Here is a 20715-nt window from a genome sequence, read left to right on the forward strand (position 1 = left end):
CGAGTGGTGGGGCAAGAGCCCTTTGGTTACTTTGGGCTGGGCCGGCATTCCGGCTCTTTTCCAAAGTGACCCGCCGTCAGGCGGAACCCTAAGTGGCCGTTACCGAAGGAATGGATATGTACACAATCCAGCTGTGTTGACTGTCAGGCCGCCTTCGCGAGCAAGCCCGCACAGTTGGATCGTGGGGTATCAGGTAGATAGGTGTCGGCTGTCAGGCCGCCATCGCAGGCAAGCCAGCTCCCACACTGGCCATGTAGTGCCCACAGGGATGAGTCGTTCGTCCTTCAGGCAGCTATGCCCTGGATGCGAAAACCCCAGCGCGGAAAATGCACATGCACGGTACCACCGCGTTCATCCGTGCGACGCAGGATCAGCTCTTCACGCCCAGCGAACAGCAACTCGCCAGCCACCGGATCAACGCCATAGTCGATAGCCGCAATGGTCACCTCCTGACCCACCTTAAAGCCGTTCAAATCCTCGAACACCTCATCCGGCAAAGGTGCCGGTGTAGCATTGCGGGCGATATCCAAAGCCTGCTCCGCGGTCATCTGACTGGCGGTCCCATGACCAAAACCCAACACCCGTCCCAGCCAGGCCAGCACGGCCGGATAAGCATCCACCAAAGGCGCGGTGACCGGCGTGGCCTTGAGGAACCAAAGCGAGTGGGCCAGGGCAAAGTCGGCAATCGACGGCGCGCCGAACAGGAAGTCGCCGCTCTCACGCTGCAACTGTTGCTCCAACCGCGTCATGATCGCCGGCCATTGATGCTTGGCCAGCTCAGCCGGCAGCTTGCTCGCCGTGCCGCCACTGAACAGCGCAGCGCGGTCAGCGATAAAGGCCTTGATGGCCTCGGGCGGTAACTTGCCAAAGCGCACCGCCACCGATTCGGGCTGGAACACCAGGCTGACGGCATGGGCGAATACCACGCTGTCGGCCCAGGTGGCGAAGGTCTGGGTGATCATTTCCTGGCCCAGCGGAAACAGGGCCGGTGAGGACTTTTCCTGCTCCAGGCGGCGAGCGATCAGGGCGGTGTCGCAATAGATATCCGCCCCCACCTGCAGCACCGGAGTTTTGCGGTAGCCGCCGGTCAAGGCCGTCAGGTCGGGCTTGGGCATCACCGGCGAAATGTTCACCGAATGCCAGGACAGGCCTTTGAAGCCCAGCAACAGCCGCGCTTTTTCCGCAAAGGGTGAGGTCGGATAATGGTGCAGGATGAGCTCAGACATACGGGTTTCCGCTTGGCGAGTGAGCGAGCAGATTACCGCGCAAACGGTCCTGGCTGCGTGATGGGAACCTATCAGTCAGAGTGATGAGCCATTTGCGGCCAGGCATTCCTTGGCGCTCTTCTTCAACTTTTTGATCAGGCGTTCCTGACGCAGCGCCTCACCCTTGTTCGCGCATTGCTCGGTGTACACCAGCGCCACTGCCGGGCTGGACAGAAAAAACCGCGCGCCCTTGCCGCTTTGGTGCGAGGCAAACCGGCGCACCGGGTCGTTGCTGATGCCGCAATACAGCGCACCATTGGCGGCGCGCACCAGGTAGACATACCAAGGCTTGGGTTCAGGCGTACTCACGGACAGGTTCGGCAAGGCAAAAGGGGCGCGCAGTTTATCAACGACTGGCCTGGAATGCCTTCAGGCCTTTGTTCGCCTGGGCGCGTACGGCGTTGCGTACCAGCGGCGTCCAGCCCAACAGCAGGCCCTTGGTGCCCAACGCCTGGCGCGACCAGCGCCACAGGTCGAAGTGATCGTGGTGCTCGCAGATCTTGCCGTCGCGCAATACAAAGCGCGCCTGGATATCGTTGACCACCGTATTGCCGGTTGCACTGAACAGGTAGGTGGCCACCCAATGCGCACTGCCGGTGCGCTCGTCGCTGTGCACCTGGTCGAAGGTCAACGAAAAATCCTTGGCACGGGTGGTGAGCATGCGCCACATGTCCCCTGCGTCACGGCCTCGCAGTTCACCAAAGGCCGGGTCGCTGAACACCACGTCATCGCTGTAGCAGGCAACCATGGCCTCGGCATCCAGGCGCTGGAAGGCGCTATAGAATTGGCTGATCAGGGCGTTATGGGTATCACTCATGGGCAGGCTCCGCGGACGTCAAAAGAGTAGGCGCACGATAAGCCGCCCAAGCCGTCATGGCTACTGTCATTCGCCACGCAAATAAGCGCGCTACGGCGCTATCCCCGTACTGCGGGCGTAGGCGAACAAGTCAACGTCGGTGGAAATACTCAAGCGCTGCATCGCCGTGCTTTTCTGCTTGCTGATGGTGGAGATGCTGCGGTTGACCTGGGCGGCAATCTGGCTGACGGTCATGCCGCTGGCCAGCATGCGCACCACCTCGCGTTCCTTGCCAGACAACTGCGGCTCCTGGGATTGATCGCCAGTGCCGGCTTCCACCAGTTGTACCCGCAGGCATTCACTGGCGAAGGTCTGGCCAGCACACACCGCCTTGATCGCCAAGGGCAACTCCTTGGCCGAAGCACTTTTGGCGACCACTGCCCTGGCGCCGTGGGCAAAGGCTGCGCGTAACGTGGCGACGTTGGCGAACATGGTGACCAGTATCACCGGCAACTGCGGATACTGGCGCTGCAACAGGCCCAACAAGCAGTAGCCATCGGCCTGCTGGCCGCCTGGCATGGCGAAGTCCGTGACCAGTACGTCGCACGGCGTGCGACTGAGCACGCCGAGTAACTGATCAGGACCATCGGCTTCACCGACCACTTTGCACTTGCCATTCGCCTCGATCACGACTTTCTGCCCGACCCGGACAATAGGGTGATCGTCAGCAATAATTACTCGAAGCATAGGCACCCACGAATGATGGCAACTTGAATCCGCGCAAAATACCTCTGCCTGCGATCATCAACAACTGCTAACAAAGAGGCACTTGCGGCCGAACCCAATGTTCAGTAGTGGCTGATTTTTGGACTACAGCACAATAGGAAAATACCTACAGCCAAACTTAGACCAACGACCAGGTAAAACGCTCTGCAACAACATTCTTCACAACTCAGACAGATACTCCAGATAAGCGCACAGCCGTGCTTCAAACACTTCCAGTTGCGCCGTGTGCGTAGCGACACCCTCGGCCTGGACCTGCTCGATCAAGCTCACGGCACTGGTTTCCAACCCCGTGCCGCCCAGGAACACCAGGCTGCCCACCAGCCGATGCAGACGCTCGGCGGTCAATGGCGCGTTCAACGTCACACGGGCATGACGCAACACCCGCTGGTCTTCCCAGGCCTCCATCAACAGGGTTTCCAGCAACTGGTCGACGACCAGGTCGCTGCCAAACGTGGTCACAAGCGTGGCACGGGTGGGCCAGCTCGCCCCCGCCGCAGCAGCGTATGGCTCGACATAACTGCCATCGCCGCCCGGCAACCAGCGCACCAGCACGGCGTGCAGTTGTTCAAGGGTCAGGGGTTTGAGCAGCCAGGCATCCATGCCGGCGTTGCGGCAATGTTGGGGGCTGTCGTTTTGCAGGTTGGCGGTCAAGGCAATGATGGGCACGCGCTTCAATCCCTGCTCACGCTCATGCTGGCGAATCGCACGAGTCATGCTGTAACCGTCCATGAAGGGCATCCGGCAATCACTGATCACCAGGTCGAAGGGCCGGTTGGTAAAGGTGTCCAATCCCATGAAGCCATCGGTGACCAGCGCGTGTCCGAGCCCCAGTTTTTGCAACAGCCAACCCAGCAACAGGCGATAGGCTGAATGATCCTCCACGACCAGAACATTCAAGTACTGCCAATGGGGCGGGGGACAAAAAGGCGGTTTGACTGTCCGGCTCGCTCCTGCGATTGAACCTCCTGGCGAACCCATCAGTACCTCTTCGTGGTGATTAATTCGGCAGCCATCCGCGGCACTGATACAGCAATGCCAGGCACACCCTTTTGATCGTTATCGACTTTCAACCTATATCCTTTTGAATGGCTTCAAGCCGATACAACAACTACGAAAAACGCCGCGAAAATCTACCGTCCCGCACTGCGCTTACACCACAACCCGCCAATGTCGTATTAGTTGTATTTCCCCCTCGCAGCCCCCTCGCTAAATTGTGCCCACCCCAAAAGAGGGACGGATGGCCACTCCCCGGCACCGCAAAAAAACACTGAGACCGCCGCCACGCCAACCACTCGCCCACACAGGGCCGAGCGCTGACCTGTACGCGTTTCTATCTGCCAGACTGCAATGGAACAATTGGAAATGAAGAACCCTGTATCCCTGTTGAGCAGTGCCCTGCTGCTCGCCATGACATCTTCAGTGTTCGCCGCCAGCAGTGTCGACCTGAGCGTCAAAGGGTTGATCACGCCCAGCGCTTGTACACCGAGCCTGCCGGGTGACGTCGACTTCGGAAAAATCGCGGCAAAAGACCTGAATATCGACACCAGCACCCCGCTTGAGCGCAAGACCCTGCCACTGAGCGTCAACTGCGATGCGGCAACGCTGTTTGCCATCCAGCCTATCGACAATCGAGCTGGCTCTGCGATTTATGGCTACTCCTTTGGCCTGGGCATGATCAACGAAAACCAGAAGCTGGGCATGTATCAGTTGGGTTTCAGCAACCCCGTCGCCGAAACCCCCTCCACGCTGCTGGCCATGTACAACGCCGACGGCCACTGGGTAACGCTGCTGCCTGACGACGGCATCGCGCCCAACGAGTTGGTGGCACTGGGCAGTCGTGGCGATAGCGGCTGGGCGCCGCACCCGATCAAGGACGCGATCATGGACGTCACGCTCTACACAGTGATCGCCCCCGCAAAAGGGCTGACATTGACCGACGAAGTCGCGATCGATGGTTCCGCGACGTTTGAAGTCAAATACCTGTAAATGGACGCCTCTCACATGAAAACCTGCATGCCCCTGCTCAGCAGTGCCCTGCTGCTCGCCATGTCCACGTCTTTGTTCGCCGCCAGTAGCGTCGATTTGACCGTCAAGGGCCTGATTACACCCAGCGCCTGTGCCCCTGGCCTTTCCAGCGGCGGCATCATCGACCACGGCAAAGTCGCGGCCAAGGATTTGAAACAGGACAACTGGACGTTGCTCGGCAACCACACCCTGCAACTGTCGATCGTCTGCGATGCGCCAACCCTGCTGGCCCTGAAGGGCACGGACAACAAGGGTGACGCCCCCGACCCCATGAACCGCTATGGCCTGGGCCTGGTCAGCGGCAAAAAATTGGGCGGGTACACACTGGTGCTCGGCAATCCGGTGGCTGACGGCGCGGCAATCACCCTGATCGAGTCGTCCGATAACGGCCTCACCTGGCGGGAAAGCTTCCCGGGCGACGTCTGGCCCATTACCTACCACGCCTCGTTTGGCGACCGTTCCTCCGGCAGTTGGGCACCCTCCCCGGTCCAGCAGGTCACGGCAGACCTGATGGTGCAAACCCTTATCGCCCCCACAGCCGGCATGGACCTGAGCACAGAAGTTCCGATCAACGGCTCCGCCACCCTTGAAGTGAAATACCTTTAACCGCCCCTCACCCACAGGACGTGCCCCATGGTTAGCCCCCTCACTACCCTCACCGCCACACTGTTGCTGATCGGCGCCGGCCCGGTATGGGCCGCCAGTAGCCAGGACCTGACGGTCAAAGGGGTCATCACCCCCAGTGCCTGCGCCCCCGTGGTCTCCGGCGGCGGTACCGTCGACTTCGGCAAGGTGTCGGTCAGAGACCTCAACGCCGACACCTACACCGACTTGCCCAGGGAAACCATGTTGTTGAGTGTGCGTTGCGAAGGGCCAACCATTTTTACCCTGAACACCATCGACAACCGTGCGGGCACTGCCGCCAGCCACTTCAGTTGGCATGGCCTGGGCATGACACCCAACGATGAAAAAGTCGGCGACGCCGGGCTTGGCCTGTATAGCCCGGTGGCCGATGGCGTACCGGTACGCACCATCACCTCCCGGGACGGCGGCGTGACCTGGATCCCCTCGGTGATGCTCAGCCATAGCTTGTTGACGGCCGTCGCCGACGGCGACGGCCTTGCACCGATCGCGATCCAGGCATTGGACGCGGAAATCCGCCTGATCACCCACATCGCCCCCGCCAGCAACCTGACGCTGACCGACGAAGTGCCCATCGACGGCCACGCCACTGTGCAAGTCAATTACCTCTAAGGAGCCTCCCGATGAAAACCCGATTGACCACCCTGGCCGCCAGCGTGCTGCTGCTCCACTCGGCCACCACCTTCGCCGCATCCAGCGTGGACCTGACCGTCAAAGGCCTGATCGTGCCCAGCGCCTGCACACCGAGCCTGTCCGGTGGTGGCGTGATCGACCATGGCAAGATCTCCGCCAAGGACCTGAACCCGGACAACCCGACAGTCATCGGCAACCACACCCTGGTCATGGCGGTCAATTGCGACGCTGCGATCCAGTTCGCCCTGCACTCGGTCGATAACCGTGCCTCCTCGGGTATCTCTTCGAGTTACGGTTTGGGCTTTATCAACGAAACCCAGAAGCTGGGCGGGTACAACCTCACGCTAGCCAATCCGCTTGCCGAAGATGGCGTGGTGGTGCAACCCATCGCATCGTCCGACCAAGGCAATACCTGGTTCAAAGAAAAGTTCTGGGATCCGGGCCTGTACATGTCGGTTGCCTCGATGGATGACGATAGCCAGCCACTGGCGGTCAAAGACCTGGTGGTCGATTTACAGGTGCAGACCTTCATTCTGGCCACCGCCGGCATGGACCTCAGCAATGAGGTGACCCTCGACGGCTCCGCCACCCTTGAAGTGAAGTACCTCTAACCCATGGCCGCTCATCCCTTGAACACCGACAGGCATGGGCGGCGTCTGGCACTGCCCGTGCTCACGGCATGGGGGCGTAGCGTTGCCATCGTGCTTGGCCTGACAGCGATGACCCAAGCCCACGGTGCGTCGGCCGTCGACCTCACGGTGACCGGCCGGGTAACCCCGGACGCCTGCCATATCGAGCTGACGAATGAAGGCACCGTCGATCACGGCAAGATTCCTTCTCACAGCCTCAATGCCGACGAGTTCACCGTACTGCCGATCCAGACGCTCGACCTGCGTGTGCAGTGCGCCAGGCCGATGCTGTTTGCGCTGGTGGGCCTCGATAATCGCGCCGACTCCTCGTCGGCCCCCGATTATTTCTACGGGCTGGGCAGGAACATCCATGTGCCCGAAGAACGCCTGGGCTCCGTGGCATTGGCCTATCGCAACGCAGTGGGCGATGCGCAGCCCCTGCAAGCATTGGCTTCCAGCGACAACGGCGAAACCTGGTCCCAGGAGCCCAATGCCTACCCCCGCACCTACATGGCCTTCGCGCCAGTCGGTGACCGACAACCGGACTTCATCGGCCAGCTGACCGTCCAGGTTCAGGTGAGCACTGCGATCAATTTTTCCCAGTACCTGACCCTGGACCAGGAAGTTCCGCTCGACGGCGCCATCGTCCTGGACCTGCGCTACCTCTGACCGCCCCCTTTTTTGGCTAATGGAAACCCGTCATGACGACGACATTCTCAAACACCGCTGTCGGCCTGATTGCCTTGCTCTTGATGCTCGGCGATCAGGTAAAAGCCGACGGTATGGTCCCGGACACCTCCGTGGTGATCGTGAACGAGGCCGAAGGCGAAGCGTCCGTGTCGGTGACCAACACCGACAGCCAGCTGGCCCTGCTGCATGTGACCTTGCAGGACATTCCGGAAGACACCGAACCGCTGTTAGTGGTGACACCGCCGCTGTCGCGGGTCGAAGCCTCCAAGTCCCAGCTGGTGCGTTTCATTCTGCAAAACCGGCAGCCGTTGCTCACCCAAAGGCTTAAACGCGCAGTGTTCGAAGGCATGCCCCAGGGACGCGCCGCCACCGCCGTCGGGCATGCCCGCGTAGGTGTGACCGTGCGCCAGAACCTGCCGGTGATCGTGCACCCCAAGGGCCTGGCCCCCAACCGCACGCCCTGGACCGACCTGACCTGGACACTGCGCGAAGGCCAGTTACAGGTGCGCAACGACACGCCGTACGTGGTGCGTCTGGCGCAGGAGCTGCAACTGCTGCCCGGTGACGGCAAGGCGTTGCTGCCTCGGACCTATGTGCTGCCCGGCGAAGCCTTGAGCGTGCCGGCCAGCAGCAGCCAGGCCAAGACGGTCAGGCTGCAGCCGGCCACGGTGTACGGGTTCGCGGTCAAGGCTTACGACGCACCAATCAGCTTCTGACGGAACACCCCAGGCGGCGTACCACCCTGCGCCGCCTGAGTAACGAAGTGACGGCTTGTTGATCGTCACCAGAACGCCCGGCCCACAAGGCCTGCGCGTTCACTATTCGAGTACCTTGCGTGAAAACAGTATTGAGTTACCGTGACGGCGAAGCCGTGCCCGATCCCTTTGCCAGCCCTGCCCTGGCGCTGGTATTGCTGCTGTGCGCGCTCATACCGGCCAAAGTGTGCGCCGAAGATTCCAGCTCGTCCGGCTTCGATGCCCAGACCTTGCAACAACGTGGTATCGACCCACAACTGGCCAGCCTGTTGCTGGCCGCACCGCGTTACGCAGCCGGGCAACACACCGTCAGCCTGCGCGTCAACGGTCAGCGCCGTGGCCGGCTGGCGGTGAACTTCGATCAGCAGGGCAACCTGTGCTTTGACCGCGCTTTGCTGGACGCGGCCAATCTGGTGCCGCCTGGTAAAACCGAGGGCTGCCATGATTTTCTTGCGCGGTACCCGCAAACCCTTGTGGAACCAGACCCGGCGACACTGACGGTGTCGCTGGTGGTGCCCACCGACGCCCTGCGCCCCGTGCAGCAGGATATCTCCGGCTACGAAACCGGCGGGTTTGCCGGCCTGCTCAACTACGACCTCAGTGGCTTCTACAACCGCTTCGGCGATGACGCCAGCCGGTTTGGCTCGGCCAATACCGAGGTGGGGTTCAATGCCGGCGACTGGATCGTGCGCAGCCGCCAGGTGCAGACCTGGCAGGATGGCCTGTCACGCAGCACCCACCTGCAAGCCTATGCCCAACGCACCTTCGCCAGCCACCAGGCGGTGCTGCAAGCCGGGCAGATCAACCTGTACAACCCGGTGCTGTCCGGCGCGCAGATCACCGGCGTGCAGGTGCTCACCGAGCACGCCCTTCAAGAACAAGGCCAGGGCGCGCTGATCCAGGGCATCGCCAATAGCCCGGCTCAGGTGGAGGTGCGCCAGAACGGCGCGTTGATTCATTCCACCGTGGTGCCCGCCGGGCCCTTTGCCCTGACCGATGTGCGTCGCTTGAACACGCGCTCGGACGTCGAAGTCACGGTCAAGGAGAGCGTCGGCGGTGAACGGCGCTTCACCGTGCCAGCGGCCATGCTCGGGCTCGGGTTGCCAGCCCCGGGTTACTCCGTGGCAGCGGGCCGAGTGCGTAATGTGGGCGATGCCGAAGGCGAGGATCCGTGGGTAATCAGTGGCGGCTGGACCGGCGCCCTGCACCCGCAATTGACCCTCGGCACGGGCGTGCTGGCGGCCAGTCAATACCGTTCGGTGGGCGCCAGCCTGGGCTGGTTACCGTGGCTGGACAGCCAGATCCAACTGTCCACGCAAGTGTCCAACAGCCAGGCCCGAGAGAAGGTCTCCGGTGTGCAGACTGATCTGTCCTGGTCCCAGCGCCTGGGCGAACAATGGTCGATCAGCGCCGCCAATTCCTGGCGCAGCATCGGCTACCGCGAACTCGAAGAAAGCACTTACACGCGCGACGACAGCAACCGTGATTCGCGCTACCGCGACCAGCAAAGCCTCAACCTCGGCTGGTCGCACCCCCAACTGGGTGCATTCAGTGCAGGGGTTTCACGCTCGGCCAATTTTGCCGGCGACAGCAGCAGCCGGGCGCTGGCCTCCTGGGGCACGAGCATCGGTGCGGTGTCGTTGTCGGCCAGTGCCGAGTGGCAAATGGGCGGCCGCCAGCAGCAGGACAACGCGGTGTACCTCAATATCAGCGTGCCGCTGGGCGAGAGTCGCCGGCTGCGCAGCTGGGTGCGCAACTCCGGTGGCGAGAACCGCACCGGCCTGGGCATCACCGAACAGATCGACGACCAACTCAGCTACCGCGTCAGCGCCGAGCACGACAGCAGCGACCATCAAGTGGAAACCACCCTGGGCATCTCCGCGCTGCCGCGCTACAGCCAGCTGGATGTCAGTTACAGCCGCTCCGACGCCGAGCGTTCCAGCTATCAAGGCGGTGCTCGCGGCGGTGTGGTGCTGCATGGCGACGGCGTGACCTTTTCTCCCTACCCGGTGCGCGACACCTTCGCGCTGGTGTCGGTTGGCGATATGAGCGGCATCAAACTCACCACCCCCAGCGGCCCGGTGTGGACTGACTGGCAAGGCCAGGCCGTGGTGCCGCAAGTCGCCGCCTACGGGCGCAGCCCGGTGGAAGTGCAAACCCGTTCATTGCCGCGCAATGCCGATATCAACAATGGCCTGGCCATGGTTTCGGCCGGCCGTGGCGCCGTGGAGCGCGTCAAATTTGGCGTCGGCCTGACCCGCCGCCTGCTGCTCACCGTCAGCACCGACCAGGGCGCGCCGTTGCCGGCGGGTGCCTCCGTCAGCAGTGCCAATGGTGAATTCATCACCCTGGTGCAGGACGGCAGCCAGGTGTTTCTACCCAATGTGCTGGGCCAATCGACGCTGTGGATAACCACGCCCCAAGGGCGCCGTTGCCAGTTGCGTTACTCGCTGCCGGAAAAAGCCGACCCCTCGGTGTACTTCGAAACAGCCCCCGCACGCTGTCACGCACCTTGAGGATTCCCGCCATGCCCCTTGCAAGCTGTTTGCGTCAACTGTGCCTGGGGCTGTTGATCGGCGCCGCCGGCACAGCCCAGGCTTTTGAAGAATGCCAACTGAACGTCAGTGAGCCGTTGCTGGATTTCGGCCTGATGAGCCGCTTGGCGCAAAGCGACAGCGCACCGCAACGCCTGCTCGGCGAGCGTCGACTGAGTGTGACCGTCAGTTGCCCCCAGGCCGAAGACCTCAGCCTGTTCTACCGTGCGCAAGCCGCCAGCCCGCAGCGCTGGCAGTTTACCGAGCACGGCAGCTATGCCATTGAAGTCAGTAATGCCCTGCTCGACGGCCGCGCGGTCGAGTTGGGGGTGCTGCCCGCCGTGGGGCAGGCGCCCGTCGCCACTGGCAGCGTCCTGCAATGGCGACCCGACCACGGCATCGCACCGGTCGAACGGGGCACGGTGCTCACCGGTAAAACCCTGGCACTGCAAATGAGCCTGCGTGCCTGGGCCGACCCTGCCGCCACCCAGGTGCGCGATGCCACCACCTGGGAAGTCTCCGGCATGCTGTACGGCGCACACCATGGACGCTACCGGGAGCTGACACTGCGCGCGCACTTCGCGCCTATCGCCTGCCTGCCGAGCTTGTCCGACCAAGGCGTGGTGGACTACGGCACTCTGTACGCCAAAGACCTCAACGCCAGCACTGAAACACCGCTGCCCACCCGCACACTGCACCTGAGCGTGACCTGCGACGCGCCCATCCGCTTCGCCCTGCGCATGAAGGACAACCGCGACGGCTCGGCCACGGGCGGCACCGATGAAACGGCCTATGGCCTGGACCTGGATGCCAGCCGCAACAAGATCGGGCGCTTTTACCTGACCATCGACCCGGCCGAATTCAGCGCCGATGCCTTCCCCACCTTGTACCGCACCGACTCCACCAGCAATGGCGTGGCATGGAGCAGTTCCACCGCGCGGCAGATCCCCATGGCGGCCAACAGCATCATGGGCTTTACCGACAAAACCGGCGTTACCACAGGGCCAGTCGCCCTGCAAACCCTGACTGGCACGATGCGCATCAAGACTTACCTGGCGCCGATGCAAAGCCTGGACTTGCATGACGTGGTGCACATCAACGGTTCCGGCACGCTCGAAATCGTCTACCCCTGAGCCCCCCTGTAAGGAGTCCGCCCCATGAAAACCCGCATCCTTTCCAGCCTGGCGTTACTGGCCTGCGCGCCCTCGGTGCTGGCCGCCTCGACAGTGGACCTGAGCGTCCACGGACTGATCGTCCCCGCCGCCTGCTTGCCGCAGCTTTCCAGCGGTGGCCTGATCGACTACGGCAAGATTGCCCAACAAGAGCTGAACCTGGAGACCGCCACGCGCCTGCCCCTGAAGACGCTGCATATCGGCATCGCCTGCAATGGCCCCGTCCGCTACGCCCTTCGCATGCGCGACAACCGCGACGGCTCGGCCATGGTCAACAGCGAGATTTACTACGGGCTGGGGTTTGATAGCAGCGGCAACCGCCTGGGGGTTTACTCCATGACCTTCGACCCGCGGCAAACCCAGGCCAGCAACACCGCGCAGGTATACGGCACCGAGTCCACCACCGGTGGCCTGGCGTGGCGCACCTCCAATCTCAACCCCATCGATATTGGCTCGCGAAGCTACCTGGGGTTTACCGACGTGGAGGGCAGCGTCAGCGGGCCCACGGCCATCGGTACCCTGGGGGGCAACGTCACGGTGCAGACCGTGATCAATGCCCGCCAGAATCTGGATTTGAGTGTGGAAACCCCGCTCGATGGCTCGGCCACGCTGGAAGTGGTGTATCTCTAAACCTTCTCGCTGGTGACCTGCACATAGCGCGCACGCCCGGCGCCCAGCCCGGCAATGATGGCCCCCAGGCCGATCACAGCGAAGATCCAGCCAATGGCTGCCCAGCCGCCGGTCCAGTCATGCACCAGGCCGACCGCGAACGGCCCCATCGACGCCAGGGTGTAGCCGATGCCCTGGGCCATGCTCGACAGGTTGGCCGCCACATGGGAATCGCGCGAGCGCAACACGATCAGGGTCAGCGCCAGGCTGAAGGTGCCGCCCTGCCCCAGGCCGAGCAAAATCGCCCAACCCCATAGGCCCTCCAGCGGTGCATACAGGCAACCGAACAGCCCGGCGAGGGTCAGCAGCATCACCACCACAATCGCCAGGCGCTGGTCCTTGCCGCGCGTGGCCAGCCACGGTGCGGCCAGGGAGCTGAGCAGTTGCACGATGATCGAGCCCGACAGCGCCAACCCGGCTTCGGTCGCGCTCAGGCCACGGCCGATCAGGATCGACGGCAACCAGCCGAACACGATGTAGGCCAGTGACGATTGCAGGCCCATGTACAGGGTGACCTGCCAGGCCAACGGATCACGCAATAACCCTTTCACACGATAGGCCACACGATGGGCGCCGTGCTTCTGCCCAATCTGGGGTAACCAGACCAGGGCCGCCACCAGCGCCGGCAGGATCCAGAAGCCCAGGCCGATCTTCCAGCTGTCGCCAAAGGCGTGGCTCAGCGGCACAGAGGCACCGGCCGCCATGGCGGCGCCCAAGCACAACGCCATGGTGTAGACACCGGTCATGGCACCGGCCTGCCTGGCGAAGTCGCGCTTGACGATACCCGGCAGCAACACACCGATGATGCCGATGCTGGCCCCTGCAACCAGGCTACCGAGGAACAACCCCACCTCACCCAACGAACTGCGCAGGATGATCCCGGCGGCCAGGGTCAACAGGATGCCAAGCACAACGCGCTCGGCGCCAAAACGCCGTGCCAGCATCGGCGCGGTGGGCGCGAACAGGCCCAGGCACAGCACCGGCAAGGTGGTCAGCAACCCGGCCTTGGCGGCGGACAAGCCCAAACTGCTCGAAACCTCTGCCAGTAACGGCGACAAGCTCGACAAGGCCGGGCGCAGGTTCAAGGCCACCAACACCAGGCCCAGCAACAGCAGCCATGGCCGAACCACGCTCGGCGGCGCCTGCTGCACGCTGTCGTCGTCAGCTTCGGCGTCGATCAACAGTTCTTCGAGTTCGGTCTTGCGTGGGGCTTCAGGGTTCATTGATCAACTGCCGGCAGAGGGATTTGGCGCGGTCCGGGTCTTGTTGTTCCACCGCATCGAGCAGCGCTCCATGCAGGTCGAACACCGCCTGGCGTCGCGGTGAGCGGTTCAGGGTCTGGCGCAGCTGCGCGCCGACAATGGCCGAGAAGTAGTGGTACAGCTCGCTCAAGGCCGGGTTGTGCGCCGCATCCACCACGTGCTGGTGGAACTTCAGGTCGGCGCTGATATAGGCCTCCAGGTCGCCGTGATAAAGCTCGGCGCTGAGAGCGAGCGCCTTGCGCAATGCCTCAAGGTCCGCTTCGGTACGACGCAATGCAGCCAGGCCGATGGCCTCCACTTCCAGAATCTGGCGCGTCTCCTGCGCCTGCTCCAGCGTGCAATGGGACAACGCCCGCATTGTGCCCAGTGGGTCGGTCATCGAGCGCAGGTAACTGCCATCGCCCTGGCGAATTTCGATCAAGCCCGAAAAGGCCAATACCCGCATGGCTTCACGCACGGTGTTCCGGCTGATCCCCAGCTCGGCGGACAACTCGGGCTCGGTGGGCAGGCGCTCGCCGATGGCCCATACGCCTTGGGAGATGCGCAGGCGCAGTTGCTCCAGCGCCTGGTCGACCAGGGAGCGTTTGATCAGCGGGGCGATGTCTGTCATGGGTTTAGCGCTTTCGTCCAATCATAGGATGAATTTTCCTACAGGCTATTCGGAGTTACCTACAAAGGCAACGCACTAGGGTTCTTAGGCAGGAAAAGGAGCAGTATTTTCGATTGGTAAAATTACCCTTAGAGGGTAATTATTGGACTCAGGTGTCTTATGGAAAAGTACACACCTCATTACGATTTGGCCCTGATCAAGGCGCAAGTCATCCAGCTGGGCAACGGAGCATTTACGGCAAGTGCGCGGGAGAGCGCTCGACAACTTGAATTGAGTATCGGCCAGATGCGGTTGGCGGTCTGCGCCCTTGAAAAGCGAATGTTGTACAAATCAATGACAACCTATTCAGACCATCGGGTATGGCAGGACGTCTATCTCATCAAAATGTACGGTACGGAGATTTACATCAAGGTGACTTACCGCTCAAGCGGTGGAGCTCCCGTAATCTCCTTCAAGGAGAAAACCTTATGAAAACCCAACAATGCGTGAATTGCGGAGCCCATGAGGGAATGCAGCATTTCGAAGGTCGCACCTTCACCATCAACACGCGCGGCATGATGCGCGACATTCCAAACATCGCGGGCTGGGAATGCCAGGTCTGTAAGGAAATCGAATTCGATCATGACGATGACAGCGCAGAGCGTTATTCCGACGCCAGTGACCAATTATTGATTGATGGCAGAAAAATCATCGCTGCCGAAATGAAGCGAATCCGTCGCAAACTGCATCTCACTCAGAAGGACGCAGTGAAGCTTTTGACTGTGCGTGGGCAAAATTCATTTTCTCGCTACGAAAGGGCTGAGGTTTTCCCTCCTGAACCATTGTTTACACTCATGCGCCTACTGGATAAGCATCCGCATCTACTAGCCGAGATCGAGGCGCTCAATGTCGGCGATGACCTCAATCGCCTGCTCATAGAAAAAGATGAGCAACAACTTGCGGCCCAAGCCTCCTGAGCAGATCAACAGGCAAAAACAAACCCGGCACCAGGCCGGGTTTTTTTTAACCTTCCATCAATGCAGTATCTGGCTCAAGAACAACCGGGTCCGCTCATTCTGCGGGTTATCAAAGAAGTCATTCGGTGCCGCCTGTTCAACGATCTCACCCTTGTCCATGAAGATCACGCGGTTGGCCACGGTGCGCGCAAAGCCCATTTCGTGAGTCACGCACAACATGGTCATGCCGTCTTCGGCCAGGCCAATCATGGTGTCCAGAACCTCTTTCACCATTTCCGGGTCGAGTGCCGAGGTCGGCTCGTCGAACAGCATGATTTTCGGTTTCATGCACAAGGCACGGGCGATGGCCACACGCTGTTGCTGGCCGCCGGACAGTTGCCCCGGAAACTTGTGGGCCTGCTCCGGAATGCGCACACGCTCCAGGTAGTGCATGGCAATTTCCTCGGCCTTGCGCTTGGGCATCTTGCGCACCCACATCGGCGCCAGCGTGCAGTTTTGCAAGATGGTCAAATGCGGGAACAGGTTGAAGTGCTGGAACACCATGCCCACTTCACGGCGGATCGCTTCGATCTGCTTGAGGTCATTGGTCAGCTCCACGCCATCGACCACGATGCGGCCTTGCTGGTGCTCTTCCAGACGGTTGAGGCAGCGGATGGTGGTGGACTTGCCCGAGCCCGACGGGCCGCACAGCACGATGCGCTCGCCCTGCTTGACGTTGAGATTGATGTCTTTCAACACGTGGAACTGGCCGTACCACTTGTTGACGCCCTGCATCTGGATAATGCCTTCAGGGCTCACAGGCTGTTTGATTGCTTCGCTCATCAAAAAACTCCTAACGCTTGTGGCCAGTGTCGAGCTTGCGTTCCAGGTGCATGGAATAGCGCGACATACCAAAACAGAAAATCCAGAACACCAAAGCGGCGAACACGTAGCCTTCAGTGGCCATGCCCAACCATTTGGGGTCGGCGGCGGCTTGCTTGACGCTGTTGAGCAGGTCGAACAGGCCGATGATGATCACAAGGCTGGTGTCCTTGAACAGGGCAATGAAGGTGTTGACGATCCCAGGGATCACCAACTTCAAGGCCTGCGGCAAAATCACCAGGCCCATGCTGCGCCAGTAGCCCAGGCCCATCGCCGCAGCGGCTTCGTATTGCCCCTTGGGAATCGCCTGCAAACCACCGCGCACCACTTCGGCTACATAGGCCGACTGGAACAGGATCACACCGATCAGCGCCCGCAGCAGCTTGTCGAAGTTCATGCCCTCGGGCAGGAACAGCGGCAGCATCACCGACGACATGAACAGCACGGTGATCAACGGCACGCCGCGCCAGAACTCGATGAAGGTCACGCAGACCACCCGAATGGCCGGCATGTTCGAACGCCGCCCCAGCGCCAGCACAATGCCCAGCGGCAAGGCGCCAGCGATGCCGACAGTGGCGATCACCAGGGTCAGCATCAGGCCGCCCCATTGGCTGGTCGCCACATTGCTCAGGCCGAACACGCCGCCGTGCAGCAAGCAGTAGGCGATGATCGGGTACAACACCAGAAAGCCCAGGCCGTAGATCGCCTTGCGAGGGAAACGCGAGATGAACAACGGCGCCACGCCCACGATGGCCAGCCATACCGTCATGTCCACGCGCCAGCGCAGGTCGACGGGGTAATAGCCATACATGAACTGCCCGAAGCGCTGTTGGATAAACACCCAGCAGGCGCCCTCCTTGGTGCAGTCGGCGCGGGTGGTGCCCACCCAGTTGGCATCGAGGATGGCCCAGTGCAGGATCGGCGGCACCACCAGGTACACCAGGTAGATCGCCAGCAAGGTCAGCAGTGTATTGAGCCAGCTCGAGAACAAGTTGGCGCGCATCCAGGCCACCGGCCCGAAGACTTTGCTCGGCGGTGGCATGTCAGGTTTGAACGTATGCGTAGTCATGGGTGTGTCCTCACCGCTCGATCAGCGCAATGCGCTTGTTGTACCAGTTCATCAGCAAAGAAATGCTGATGCTGATCGCCAGGTACACGCTCATGGTGATGGCAATGACTTCAATGGCCTGGCCGGTCTGGTTGAGCACCGTGCCGGCAAACAGCGAAACCATTTCCGGATAACCGATACCGGCGGCCAACGACGAGTTTTTCGCCAGGTTCAGGTATTGGCTGGTCAGCGGCGGAATGATCACGCGCAACGCTTGCGGGATGATGACCTTGCGCAGCGTCGGCCCTGGGCGCAGGCCCAGTGAGCGTGCCGCTTCGGTCTGGCCATGGCTGACGGACTTGATGCCCGAGCGCACGATCTCGGCAATGAACGCCGCGGTGTACACCGTCAACGCCAAGGTCAACGCCAGCAGTTCCGGGATCAGCACCCAGCCGCCGACGAAGTTGAAGCCAGCAAGCTTGGGCATTTCCCAATGCAGCGGCGTGCCGAAGACCAACACGCACAGCGTCGGGATCACCACCAGCAGCGCCAGGCCCGCCCAGAATTTATGGAAAGGAACCCCGGTCGCTTCAAAGCGTTTGTTGGCCCAGCGGGTCATCAGCACGATGGCAACGATGGCGACCACCAGGCTGGCCACAAACGGCCAGAACCCATCGGCCGCCAGCGCTGCTGGCATGTTCAGGCCACGGCTGCTGACAAAGAAGGTGTCACCGAAGTTATGGCTGTTGCGCGGCCCTGGCATGGTCAGGAAAACCGCGAAGTACCAGAACAGGATTTGCAGCAGCGGCGGAATGTTGCGAAATACCTCCACGTACACCGTGGCCAGCTTGTTGATCATCCAGTTAGGCGACAAGCGCGCCACGCCGATGATGAAGCCGAGCAGGGTTGCCAGCACCACACCGATGACGGTCACCAGCAAAGTGTTGAGCAGACCGATGACAAACACCCGGGCATAGCTGTCCGATTCGGTGTAGTCGATCAAGTGCTGCGCGATGCCGAAGCCGGCACTGCGCTCAAGAAAGTCGAAACCCGAGGTGATGCCCCGGTGTTGCAGGTTGGTCTGGGTGTTATGGAACAGGTACCAGCCCAGCGAGACCACCGCCACGATCGTGATGATCTGGAACAGCCACGCACGCACTTTGGGGTCGCTGAAGCTGAGCTTCTGCTTGGGTGCGCCGATTTGATTTTGCATGAAGTGCCCCGAAAATAATGGAACAGAACATCACCCGGCAGTTGGCCTACCGGGTGACAGAACCATCAGCGATCAGCGCACAGGGGGTGCGTATTGAATGCCGCCGTTGTTCCACAGGGCGTTCAGGCCACGGTCGATTTCCAGCGGCGTGCTCTTGCCCAGGTTGCGCTCGAACATCTCGCCGTAGTTACCCACTTGCTTGACGATCTGTACCACCCAGTCCTTCTTCACTTTCAGGTCTTTGCCGTATTCGCCGTCAGCACCGAGCAGACGCGCAACGTCCGGGTTCTTGGTGGCCTTGGCTTCAGCTTCGACGTTCTTGGAGGTCACACCGGCCTCTTCAGCGTTGAGCATGGCGTAGCCCACCCAGCGTACGATGGCCAGCCACTCGTCGTCGCCATTACGCACGACCGGGCCCAGGGGTTCCTTGGAAATGGTTTCCGGCAGCACCACGTAGTCTTTCGGCGAAGCCAGCTTGCTGCGCTGGGCGAACAGCTGGGATTTGTCGGACGTCAGTACGTCGCAACGCCCGGATTCCAGCGACTTGGCGCTTTCATCGGAAGTGTCGAAGGTGATCGGGGTGTATTTGAGGTTGTTGGCGCGGAAGTAGTCGGAAACGTTCAGCTCGGTGGTGGTACCGGCCTGGATGCAGATGGTTGCACCGTCCAGTTCCTTCGCGCTCTTGACGCCCAGCTTGTTGTTCACCAGAAAGCCGATGCCGTCATAGTAGGTAATGAAGCCCGGGAATTTCAGGCCCATGCCCGCGTCGCGGGAGCTGGTCATGGTGGTGTTGCGCGACAGGATGTCGACTTCGCCTGACTGAAGCGCGGTGAAACGCTCCTTGGCGTTCAACTGGCTGAACTTGACCTTGGTGGCATCGCCAAACACGGCAGCCGCCACAGCGCGGCAATAGTCAGCGTCGATCCCGAGGATCTTGCCGCTGGCATCCGGCACCGAGAAACCCGGCAGGCCGTCACTCACACCGCACTGCACAAAGCCTTTTTTCTGCACGGCGTCCAGGGTGGCACCCGCCTGGGCAAAACCACTGACACCCAGTACAGCCGCCGCAGTGAAGATGGCCAGGGTGGATTTCAATACCTTCATTACAAACCTCCAATTGCTCTTGTTGTGTCGGAGCTCCAACCTCAGCGCACCCTTATGAGGCGATATCGACCCGTGTTGGTTTTTTTTGGGGCCAAGCAGCATGAGGTTTTTGCGGTAATTGCAGTTGCTTTCCCACGAGCGGCACTCACTGATAGTGTTACCGTCCTAGGAGAGTTCTGACATCGAGATACACATAGCAAGGCGCGTACCAGAGTCTTGGCCGAGTGGCTGCAACTGCGCTTCAATGGCAAAAGATTCAGCCTTGCGACATTCTCTTAACAGATCAACCTGTCGCGCACCGTTCCGACGCACCTAATCGGAGCGCCCGCACATCTATGGAGCAGACATGACCGAACCCTTGATTCTTCAGCCCGCCAAGCCAGCAGACGCCTGCGTTATCTGGCTGCATGGCCTGGGCGCCGATCGCTACGACTTCCTGCCGGTGGCCGAAGCGCTGCAGGAAACCTTGCTGAGCACCCGCTTTGTTTTGCCCCAGGCCCCCACGCGCCCGGTGACGATTAATGGCGGCTACGAGATGCCGAGCTGGTACGACATCAAGGCCATGAGCCCGGCCCGTTCGATCAGCCTGGAAGAACTGGAAACGTCGGCAAAAATGGTTACGGACCTGATCGAGACACAACAGAGAACCGGAATAGACACTTCGCGAATTTTCCTCGCTGGTTTTTCTCAAGGCGGCGCCGTGGTTTTTCACACCGCGTTCAAGAAATGGGAGGGGCCCTTGGGCGGTGTGATCGCCCTCTCCACCTATGCGCCCACCTTCGATAATGACCTGCAATTATCCGCCAGCCAGCAACGCATCCCTACGCTCTGCCTGCACGGCCAGTACGACGAAGTGGTTCAGAACGCCATGGGCCGCAGCGCCTACGAGCATTTGAAAGGCCGTGGTGTCACCGTGACATGGCAGGAATACCCAATGGGCCACGAAGTGTTACCCCAAGAGATACACGATATCGGCGCCTGGCTGGCTGAACGGCTGCGCTGAACCCCGTGTTTATGTAGCCGTATGACAGACGCACTACGCCGCGCCCGATTCTTGCATTACAC

General features: G+C 61.2%; 23 protein-coding genes. 12 read left to right on the forward strand and 11 right to left on the reverse strand.

What is annotated here, in order from left to right:
* Positions 1-284 precede the first annotated feature (284 nt).
* The 5 genes from QK296_RS21010 to QK296_RS21030 all read right to left on the reverse strand — a co-directional run bounded on the left by QK296_RS21010 (position 285) and on the right by QK296_RS21030 (position 3825).
* Positions 285-1226, reverse strand: coding sequence for a glutathione S-transferase family protein (locus tag QK296_RS21010; RefSeq protein ID WP_057710978.1), 942 nt, complete (start codon positions 1224-1226; stop codon positions 285-287).
* A gap of 75 nt (positions 1227-1301) precedes the next feature.
* Entirely contained in the window at positions 1302-1574 is a 273-nt protein-coding gene (locus QK296_RS21015) for a GIY-YIG nuclease family protein (protein WP_003188786.1), read from the reverse strand.
* Positions 1575-1611: 37 nt separating this feature from the next.
* The gene (locus tag QK296_RS21020; RefSeq protein ID WP_282391262.1) at positions 1612-2082 is read right to left on the reverse strand and encodes a nuclear transport factor 2 family protein; all 471 of its coding nucleotides are present in this window, start codon (positions 2080-2082) and stop codon (positions 1612-1614) included.
* 90 nt (positions 2083-2172) lie between these two features.
* A complete protein-coding gene (locus QK296_RS21025) occupies positions 2173-2808 on the reverse strand; it encodes a response regulator transcription factor (protein ID WP_034135870.1) in 636 nt (211 codons plus the stop codon).
* Between the two features lie 198 nt (positions 2809-3006).
* On the reverse strand, positions 3007-3825 hold the full coding sequence (locus QK296_RS21030; protein WP_282391263.1) for a response regulator: 819 nt from the start codon (positions 3823-3825) through the stop codon (positions 3007-3009).
* A 384-nt stretch (positions 3826-4209) separates the two neighbouring features.
* Here QK296_RS21030 and QK296_RS21035 point away from each other — a divergent pair, with 384 nt between their 5' ends.
* The 9 genes from QK296_RS21035 (at position 4210) to QK296_RS21075 (ending at position 12557) form a co-directional block, all read left to right on the forward strand.
* The gene (locus tag QK296_RS21035; RefSeq protein ID WP_003188778.1) at positions 4210-4833 is read left to right on the forward strand and encodes a DUF1120 domain-containing protein; all 624 of its coding nucleotides are present in this window, start codon (positions 4210-4212) and stop codon (positions 4831-4833) included.
* A 15-nt stretch (positions 4834-4848) separates the two neighbouring features.
* Entirely contained in the window at positions 4849-5478 is a 630-nt protein-coding gene (locus QK296_RS21040) for a DUF1120 domain-containing protein (RefSeq protein ID WP_057710975.1), read from the forward strand.
* A gap of 27 nt (positions 5479-5505) precedes the next feature.
* Positions 5506-6126: a DUF1120 domain-containing protein gene (locus QK296_RS21045; protein WP_034135874.1), complete on the forward strand. Its 621-nt coding sequence runs from the start codon at positions 5506-5508 to the stop codon at positions 6124-6126.
* Positions 6127-6137: 11 nt separating this feature from the next.
* Positions 6138-6758, forward strand: coding sequence for a DUF1120 domain-containing protein (locus QK296_RS21050; RefSeq protein ID WP_003188774.1), 621 nt, complete (start codon positions 6138-6140; stop codon positions 6756-6758).
* 3 nt (positions 6759-6761) lie between these two features.
* A complete protein-coding gene (locus QK296_RS21055; RefSeq protein ID WP_057710974.1) occupies positions 6762-7445 on the forward strand; it encodes a DUF1120 domain-containing protein in 684 nt (227 codons plus the stop codon).
* Positions 7446-7477: 32 nt separating this feature from the next.
* Positions 7478-8182: a fimbria/pilus chaperone family protein gene (locus QK296_RS21060; protein WP_003188770.1), complete on the forward strand. Its 705-nt coding sequence runs from the start codon at positions 7478-7480 to the stop codon at positions 8180-8182.
* Positions 8183-8301: 119 nt separating this feature from the next.
* Positions 8302-10737: a fimbria/pilus outer membrane usher protein gene (locus QK296_RS21065; RefSeq protein ID WP_003188769.1), complete on the forward strand. Its 2436-nt coding sequence runs from the start codon at positions 8302-8304 to the stop codon at positions 10735-10737.
* An 11-nt stretch (positions 10738-10748) separates the two neighbouring features.
* Entirely contained in the window at positions 10749-11888 is a 1140-nt protein-coding gene (locus QK296_RS21070; protein WP_282391264.1) for a DUF1120 domain-containing protein, read from the forward strand.
* A 24-nt stretch (positions 11889-11912) separates the two neighbouring features.
* The gene (locus tag QK296_RS21075) at positions 11913-12557 is read left to right on the forward strand and encodes a DUF1120 domain-containing protein (RefSeq protein WP_282391265.1); all 645 of its coding nucleotides are present in this window, start codon (positions 11913-11915) and stop codon (positions 12555-12557) included.
* On the opposite strand, the gene QK296_RS21080 is transcribed toward QK296_RS21075, so the two are convergent.
* Both QK296_RS21080 and QK296_RS21085 read right to left on the reverse strand, forming a co-directional pair.
* The gene (locus QK296_RS21080) at positions 12554-13819 is read right to left on the reverse strand and encodes a CynX/NimT family MFS transporter (protein ID WP_282391266.1); all 1266 of its coding nucleotides are present in this window, start codon (positions 13817-13819) and stop codon (positions 12554-12556) included. The genes QK296_RS21075 and QK296_RS21080 overlap by 4 nt on opposite strands.
* Entirely contained in the window at positions 13809-14468 is a 660-nt protein-coding gene (locus QK296_RS21085; protein WP_212613868.1) for a FadR/GntR family transcriptional regulator, read from the reverse strand. Before QK296_RS21085 ends, QK296_RS21080 begins: the two co-directional genes overlap by 11 nt.
* A 159-nt stretch (positions 14469-14627) precedes the next feature.
* Between QK296_RS21085 and QK296_RS21090 the strand changes: the two genes are divergently transcribed.
* Together QK296_RS21090 and QK296_RS21095 are read left to right on the forward strand one after the other, a co-directional pair.
* Positions 14628-14939, forward strand: coding sequence for a type II toxin-antitoxin system MqsR family toxin (locus tag QK296_RS21090; protein ID WP_003188762.1), 312 nt, complete (start codon positions 14628-14630; stop codon positions 14937-14939).
* A complete protein-coding gene (locus tag QK296_RS21095) occupies positions 14936-15424 on the forward strand; it encodes a type II toxin-antitoxin system MqsA family antitoxin (RefSeq protein WP_034135880.1) in 489 nt (162 codons plus the stop codon). Before QK296_RS21090 ends, QK296_RS21095 begins: the two co-directional genes overlap by 4 nt.
* Before the next feature lie 57 nt (positions 15425-15481).
* Here QK296_RS21095 and QK296_RS21100 read toward each other — a convergent pair whose 3' ends face one another.
* The 4 genes from QK296_RS21100 to QK296_RS21115 all read right to left on the reverse strand — a co-directional run bounded on the left by QK296_RS21100 (position 15482) and on the right by QK296_RS21115 (position 19650).
* On the reverse strand, positions 15482-16246 hold the full coding sequence (locus QK296_RS21100; protein ID WP_003188759.1) for an amino acid ABC transporter ATP-binding protein: 765 nt from the start codon (positions 16244-16246) through the stop codon (positions 15482-15484).
* A gap of 10 nt (positions 16247-16256) precedes the next feature.
* Positions 16257-17354 (reverse strand): amino acid ABC transporter permease, encoded by a 1098-nt coding sequence (locus QK296_RS21105; protein WP_003188758.1) that lies wholly within the window; start codon positions 17352-17354, stop codon positions 16257-16259.
* Positions 17355-17364: 10 nt separating this feature from the next.
* On the reverse strand, positions 17365-18546 hold the full coding sequence (locus QK296_RS21110; protein ID WP_003188757.1) for an amino acid ABC transporter permease: 1182 nt from the start codon (positions 18544-18546) through the stop codon (positions 17365-17367).
* A gap of 72 nt (positions 18547-18618) precedes the next feature.
* Positions 18619-19650 (reverse strand): amino acid ABC transporter substrate-binding protein, encoded by a 1032-nt coding sequence (locus QK296_RS21115; protein ID WP_003188756.1) that lies wholly within the window; start codon positions 19648-19650, stop codon positions 18619-18621.
* A 346-nt stretch (positions 19651-19996) separates the two neighbouring features.
* Between QK296_RS21115 and QK296_RS21120 the strand changes: the two genes are divergently transcribed.
* Positions 19997-20653, forward strand: a complete 657-nt coding sequence (locus tag QK296_RS21120) for an alpha/beta hydrolase (RefSeq protein WP_003188754.1) — start codon at positions 19997-19999, stop codon at positions 20651-20653.
* Positions 20654-20715: the final 62 nt, after the last annotated feature.

The organism is Pseudomonas sp. AL10, from assembly GCF_029960685.1.
In the GTDB taxonomy this organism is placed as follows: Bacteria; Pseudomonadota; Gammaproteobacteria; order Pseudomonadales; family Pseudomonadaceae; genus Aquipseudomonas; species Aquipseudomonas lactis.

Coding starts and splice junctions, on each gene's coding strand:
- QK296_RS21010 (WP_057710978.1), bottom strand. CDS start 1,226: ATGTCTGAGCTCATCCTGCACCATTATCCGACCTCACCCTTTGCGGAA.
- QK296_RS21020 (WP_282391262.1), bottom strand. CDS start 2,082: ATGAGTGATACCCATAACGCCCTGATCAGCCAATTCTATAGCGCCTTC.
- QK296_RS21025 (WP_034135870.1), bottom strand. CDS start 2,808: ATGCTTCGAGTAATTATTGCTGACGATCACCCTATTGTCCGGGTCGGG.
- QK296_RS21030 (WP_282391263.1), bottom strand. CDS start 3,825: ATGGGTTCGCCAGGAGGTTCAATCGCAGGAGCGAGCCGGACAGTCAAA.
- QK296_RS21035 (WP_003188778.1), top strand. CDS start 4,210: ATGAAGAACCCTGTATCCCTGTTGAGCAGTGCCCTGCTGCTCGCCATG.
- QK296_RS21040 (WP_057710975.1), top strand. CDS start 4,849: ATGAAAACCTGCATGCCCCTGCTCAGCAGTGCCCTGCTGCTCGCCATG.
- QK296_RS21045 (WP_034135874.1), top strand. CDS start 5,506: ATGGTTAGCCCCCTCACTACCCTCACCGCCACACTGTTGCTGATCGGC.
- QK296_RS21050 (WP_003188774.1), top strand. CDS start 6,138: ATGAAAACCCGATTGACCACCCTGGCCGCCAGCGTGCTGCTGCTCCAC.
- QK296_RS21055 (WP_057710974.1), top strand. CDS start 6,762: ATGGCCGCTCATCCCTTGAACACCGACAGGCATGGGCGGCGTCTGGCA.
- QK296_RS21060 (WP_003188770.1), top strand. CDS start 7,478: ATGACGACGACATTCTCAAACACCGCTGTCGGCCTGATTGCCTTGCTC.
- QK296_RS21070 (WP_282391264.1), top strand. CDS start 10,749: ATGCCCCTTGCAAGCTGTTTGCGTCAACTGTGCCTGGGGCTGTTGATC.
- QK296_RS21075 (WP_282391265.1), top strand. CDS start 11,913: ATGAAAACCCGCATCCTTTCCAGCCTGGCGTTACTGGCCTGCGCGCCC.
- QK296_RS21080 (WP_282391266.1), bottom strand. CDS start 13,819: ATGAACCCTGAAGCCCCACGCAAGACCGAACTCGAAGAACTGTTGATC.
- QK296_RS21085 (WP_212613868.1), bottom strand. CDS start 14,468: ATGACAGACATCGCCCCGCTGATCAAACGCTCCCTGGTCGACCAGGCG.
- QK296_RS21090 (WP_003188762.1), top strand. CDS start 14,628: ATGGAAAAGTACACACCTCATTACGATTTGGCCCTGATCAAGGCGCAA.
- QK296_RS21095 (WP_034135880.1), top strand. CDS start 14,936: ATGAAAACCCAACAATGCGTGAATTGCGGAGCCCATGAGGGAATGCAG.
- QK296_RS21100 (WP_003188759.1), bottom strand. CDS start 16,246: ATGAGCGAAGCAATCAAACAGCCTGTGAGCCCTGAAGGCATTATCCAG.
- QK296_RS21105 (WP_003188758.1), bottom strand. CDS start 17,354: ATGACTACGCATACGTTCAAACCTGACATGCCACCGCCGAGCAAAGTC.
- QK296_RS21110 (WP_003188757.1), bottom strand. CDS start 18,546: ATGCAAAATCAAATCGGCGCACCCAAGCAGAAGCTCAGCTTCAGCGAC.
- QK296_RS21115 (WP_003188756.1), bottom strand. CDS start 19,650: ATGAAGGTATTGAAATCCACCCTGGCCATCTTCACTGCGGCGGCTGTA.
- QK296_RS21120 (WP_003188754.1), top strand. CDS start 19,997: ATGACCGAACCCTTGATTCTTCAGCCCGCCAAGCCAGCAGACGCCTGC.